Genomic DNA, 4,073 nt, shown 5'->3' on the forward strand with positions numbered 1-4,073 from the left:
CCGCGGGACCGCANTCGCGCTGGCACCTTCGGGGCGAAGCGCCAGCAGACCCAGAACGATCCAGGGTGCGACCACACCGACGACCGCTGCTCCACGCACCCATGACTGTCGCGCCTCGACTTCGGCGCGGAGGGTGGCGTCGGCCCGCACGGATGCCGAGAGCGCACGAAGCACGGCGGTCAGCTCGGTCCCTCCGACCTGGCGTGCCATGCGGAGCGTCTCGATGATCCGGTCGGCCACCGGATCGGCGAGGGCTGCCTTGAGGCGGAGTGCGCTGGAGTCGAAGTGTCCCGATGCGGCCATGTCGACGCGGAACCGGTCGAACGCGGGTCGCAGCGGAGGGGGTCCGCTCGTGGCGAGAGCGGCCACGGCATCCGGCAGCGACATGCCGGCCCGGGCGGACGAGATCAGGAGGTCGCACACGTCCGACCACAGCGCGCGGCGTGACCGCCGAAGCCGCCGCGCACGCCCGCGGAGCCACGTGAAGGGCGCTGCCGCTCCAGCCGCCGCCGCGACCAGCGCGACGGCGCCGAGTCCGGTCACCAGCCAACTGATGGCGCAGAACAACGCAGACAGAACAGCCGCGATGAGCACAGGGCGCATCGTGGAGGCGTGGGCGAAGCCCGCCTCATCGAGCATGCGCGATACACGACCGTCCCGCTGCGGTGCCTCGCGGCGCTCGTTCGCCGGCCACAGCCAGGGCGACACGACGAGGAGGATGCCGGCAGCGAGCACCGCGCCCCAGACGACCGTCATGAGCGGCCCCGTCGAAAGACGACGCGGGTGTCGATGAGATCGTCGTGAATGCGACCGGTGGTCTCGATGACTTCCTCGACGAATCGCTCACCGCCGGTGCCGCGCCGGCAGTGCACGACAAGATGGACGCCGGTCGCGATAGCGGGTTGGACGAACGCGGCGTCGATGTTGCGGCCCGCAAGCAACGGCAGGGTGGCCAGGCGCGACAGGGCATCGTCGGCGCTGTTCGCGTGGATCGTCGCCGCGCCCGGCACGCCGGTATGCAAAGCGAGGAGGAGATCGAGCGCCTCCGCGTCACGGACCTCCCCGACGATCAGGCGATCGGGGCGCATGCGCAGTGCCTCCTTCACGAGGCGACGCAGGCTCACCGCGCCCGTCCCCTCCAGACTCGGCTGGCGCCCCTGCAGGGCGACGATGTCGGGAGCCGTGACTGCCAGTTCGAAGGTCTCCTCGACCGTGATGATCCGCTGCTCGGGGCGACACCCGCCGATAAGCGCCGCCAGCATCGTCGTCTTGCCCGCATGTGTGGCTCCGGACACCAGGACGTTTCGCCCCTCCACCATGGCGTCGCGCAGCATGTCAGCGACGTGCGCGGGGAGCGATCCTGCGCCGACGAGGTCGTCCAGGCTCCGCCGCGCGGGAAGGAACTTGCGGATGTTGACGGCGAGGTGCGAGCGCGTGATGTCGGGGATGACGACGTGAAGTCGGCTTCCGTCCGGAAGTGACGCGTCGACGAACGGCTGGCTGAGATCTACCCGTCGTCCGGTGGCGTGCAGCATCTTCTCGACGAGATCGCGCACCGCCTCGTCGCTGAGGCGCATCGGGACGCGCTCGCTGCGCCCTGCGCGCGCCGCGAAGACCGCACCGGGACCATTGATCCAGATCTCCTCGACCTCCGGGTCGTCCAGCAGCGGTTGCAACGGTCCGTAGCCCGTCACCCGCGCAAGCACGTCGCGGACGGCGGCGCCCTCGTCGTCGACGAACTCGAGCCCACGGGCGAGGGCATAGTCGTTGTGACGGCGAACCTCCGCTACGGCCGCCTGGTGGGCGCGATCGGGGTGGCGGAGCGGATCGGCTTGTTCCTCACGAAGCCGGTCGCGCACACGTTCCGCGATCGCCTGCGCAACGCTCGCCGACGCCCCCGCCGACACGAGCGGCGCGTCAGGCGTGTACGTGGAGGGGCTCACCTCGGCATCGTGGCATCGTCGGCGCACCGCAGGTGAGAGATATCCACAGCCCGACGCCTGTCCAGCGACAGCTCTCTTCGCGGTGTGGCCCTAGCTCGACCGGGAAGCGCGCATCATCCAGGACCACCACGCCAACGCAGGCATAGCGATGCCGACGGTGACCGCGGGAGCGGCATCCGGAACCGCGATGCTCAGCCCCACGCCCATCACGATCATTCCGAACGTGAGGGCTGTGGCGAAAAAGTGCGGGCCCGGCCGCGCGATGGTGGCGAACCAGCCAAGCCGGCCCTCATGCTCGTCCGGCATCATCATCGATACTCACCTCTCTGCACTGGTCGACACACGACACAGGCGCGCTGCCGTCGACGCGAGAGCCACTGCACGCTCCACTCCGAACCTACCCGTACACATCTCAGTGCTCGATTTTCCACAGCCCAACCACCCATTGTGGTCCGACCACTCTTCGTAGACTGCCGTCGTGCTCACGATTCCCGAGACCCTGCAGGTGCAGGCCGATGCCGCGGTCCACAAGGCCGACGGACTGCGCTCCCCCGGCCGCTTCGCCGTGTCCGGCATGCTCGCCGGCGCCTACATCGGCATCGGCGTCGTGCTGATGGTCGCCACCGCCGGACCGCTCATCGCCGCGGGCGACGGCCTCGCAAAACTTGTCGCCGGCCTCGTGTTCGGCGTCGCCCTGACCCTCGTCGTCTTCGCCGGCGCCGACCTCCTGACCAGCGCGATGATGATCCTCCCCCAGGGCGCCCTGATGGGCGCGGTCGGGTGGTGGCGCGCGATCGGCACCATGGCGGCCACCTTCGTCGCCAACCTCGTCGGCGCTCTCGTCTTCGCCGGACTGATCGTCGCGTCGGGTATCCTGCATTCCAACGCGCCCGCCGGCAAGATGATCGCCGACATGCTCGCCGCGAAGGCCGAGGAGGGCCCGCTGCAGCTGTTCGTCCGCGGCATCCTCTGCAACGTGCTCGTGTGCCTCGCGATCTGGATGTGCGCGCGCGTGCGCTCCGACGTCGCCAAGATTCTGCTGATCTTCGCCGCGATCCTCGCCTTCATCAGCTCGGGCTTCGAGCACGTCGTCGCGAACATGACCACCTACGGCATCGGCCTGTTCAGCGGCGACCCGCACTTCACTTGGGGGCTGTTCGCGAACAACATGCTCTGGGTGGGGCTCGGCAACCTCGTCGGCGGCGGCATCGTCGTCGGACTCGGCTACTGGATCGTCGGCGGGCGCCCCCGCGGTGCGGCGCTCACCGACACCCACGCCCCCGAAACGGCCGACGCCGCCGGATAGACTGACTCCCGCGCGGGAGTGGTGAAATCGGCAGACACGCAGGATTTAGGTTCCTGTGCCTTCGGGCGTGTGGGTTCAAGTCCCACCTTCCGCACGGAGATTAACCCAGGTCAAAAGTGATTTTTTCGCGCTTCGATGCTGTCGTGGACACGCCTTGGACACGCACGGAAGGATAGAGTCAGACTCTCACGCCGAAGGAGTCAACGGGGCAAACCAGGTACCTGGTGAATGCGCCAATTAGAAGCGCGAGGCGATGTCAGCGATGCGTTTGGCCCCTTCGGCCTTCATCGTGGAGTCACCGTTGCGCCAGTAGACGTCTTCGCCATAGAACGACAACCCCCGCTGCCTCGGGATCGAGATGACGAGGACGCCGAGGCCGTAGTAGTCATTGAACGAAAGCGACGAGAGGACATCCGTCTTCAACGGTTCGCTGAGCGGCGACTGAGATATGGCAGTCTTCCAACGCGCCACGTAGTGTTCCGGCGACTCACCGAGCGCGACGGCTTCGCGCAGCACACCAACCACGTCGCGGGCGCTTCCGACTTTGCGCGGCTGAACTCCGTCGAGCGATTGCACCCGGGCGGTGTCCGCCGGCTTGTCCGAAACGCCGATCAGAATGGTTCCCGTTCGGTCCGGACCATTGTTCGCGATCGCGCAAATGGTCTGAAGCACGCGCTCTATGGCGTCATCGTCAACCGCTCGCTGTTCATCAAGCCTCAGCATGCCCTGCTTGAGCTCGTAGTGGGCCAGTTCAACTTGCGACCGTCGGATGGCGTTGTCGATATCTATAGTGTTCTGTTCTCCGTACACGTCCCGCCCTTCGG

The 4,073-nt window shown here is 67.5% G+C and carries 5 protein-coding genes and 1 tRNA gene; 2 read left to right on the forward strand and 4 right to left on the reverse strand.

Annotated elements, in window-relative coordinates:
- The 3 genes from I5I_RS07775 to I5I_RS07785 form a co-directional block, all read right to left on the reverse strand.
- On the reverse strand, positions 1 to 756 hold a 756-nt coding region (locus tag I5I_RS07775), incomplete at its 3' end, for a type II secretion system F family protein (protein ID WP_036318251.1).
- On the reverse strand, positions 753 to 1,943 hold the full coding sequence (locus I5I_RS07780) for a CpaF family protein (protein WP_036318247.1): 1,191 nt from the start codon (positions 1,941 to 1,943) through the stop codon (positions 753 to 755). The genes I5I_RS07780 and I5I_RS07775, both read right to left, overlap by 4 nt.
- Before the next feature lie 90 nt (positions 1,944 to 2,033).
- Positions 2,034 to 2,255, reverse strand: coding sequence for a hypothetical protein (locus I5I_RS07785; RefSeq protein WP_036318248.1), 222 nt, complete (start codon positions 2,253 to 2,255; stop codon positions 2,034 to 2,036).
- Between the two features lie 166 nt (positions 2,256 to 2,421).
- Here I5I_RS07785 and I5I_RS07790 point away from each other — a divergent pair, with 166 nt between their 5' ends.
- Complete coding sequence (locus I5I_RS07790; protein ID WP_036318249.1) at positions 2,422 to 3,249, forward strand: formate/nitrite transporter family protein; 828 nt, start codon at positions 2,422 to 2,424, stop codon at positions 3,247 to 3,249.
- Between the two features lie 12 nt (positions 3,250 to 3,261).
- Positions 3,262 to 3,343 (forward strand) — tRNA-Leu (locus tag I5I_RS07795).
- 143 nt (positions 3,344 to 3,486) lie between these two features.
- On the opposite strand, the gene I5I_RS07800 is transcribed toward I5I_RS07795, so the two are convergent.
- A partial coding sequence (locus I5I_RS07800) for an AlbA family DNA-binding domain-containing protein (RefSeq protein ID WP_204365818.1) occupies positions 3,487 to 4,073 on the reverse strand: 587 nt, incomplete at its 5' end.

Source organism: Microbacterium sp. B24 (genome assembly GCF_000333415.1).
Classification (GTDB): domain Bacteria; phylum Actinomycetota; class Actinomycetes; order Actinomycetales; family Microbacteriaceae; genus Microbacterium.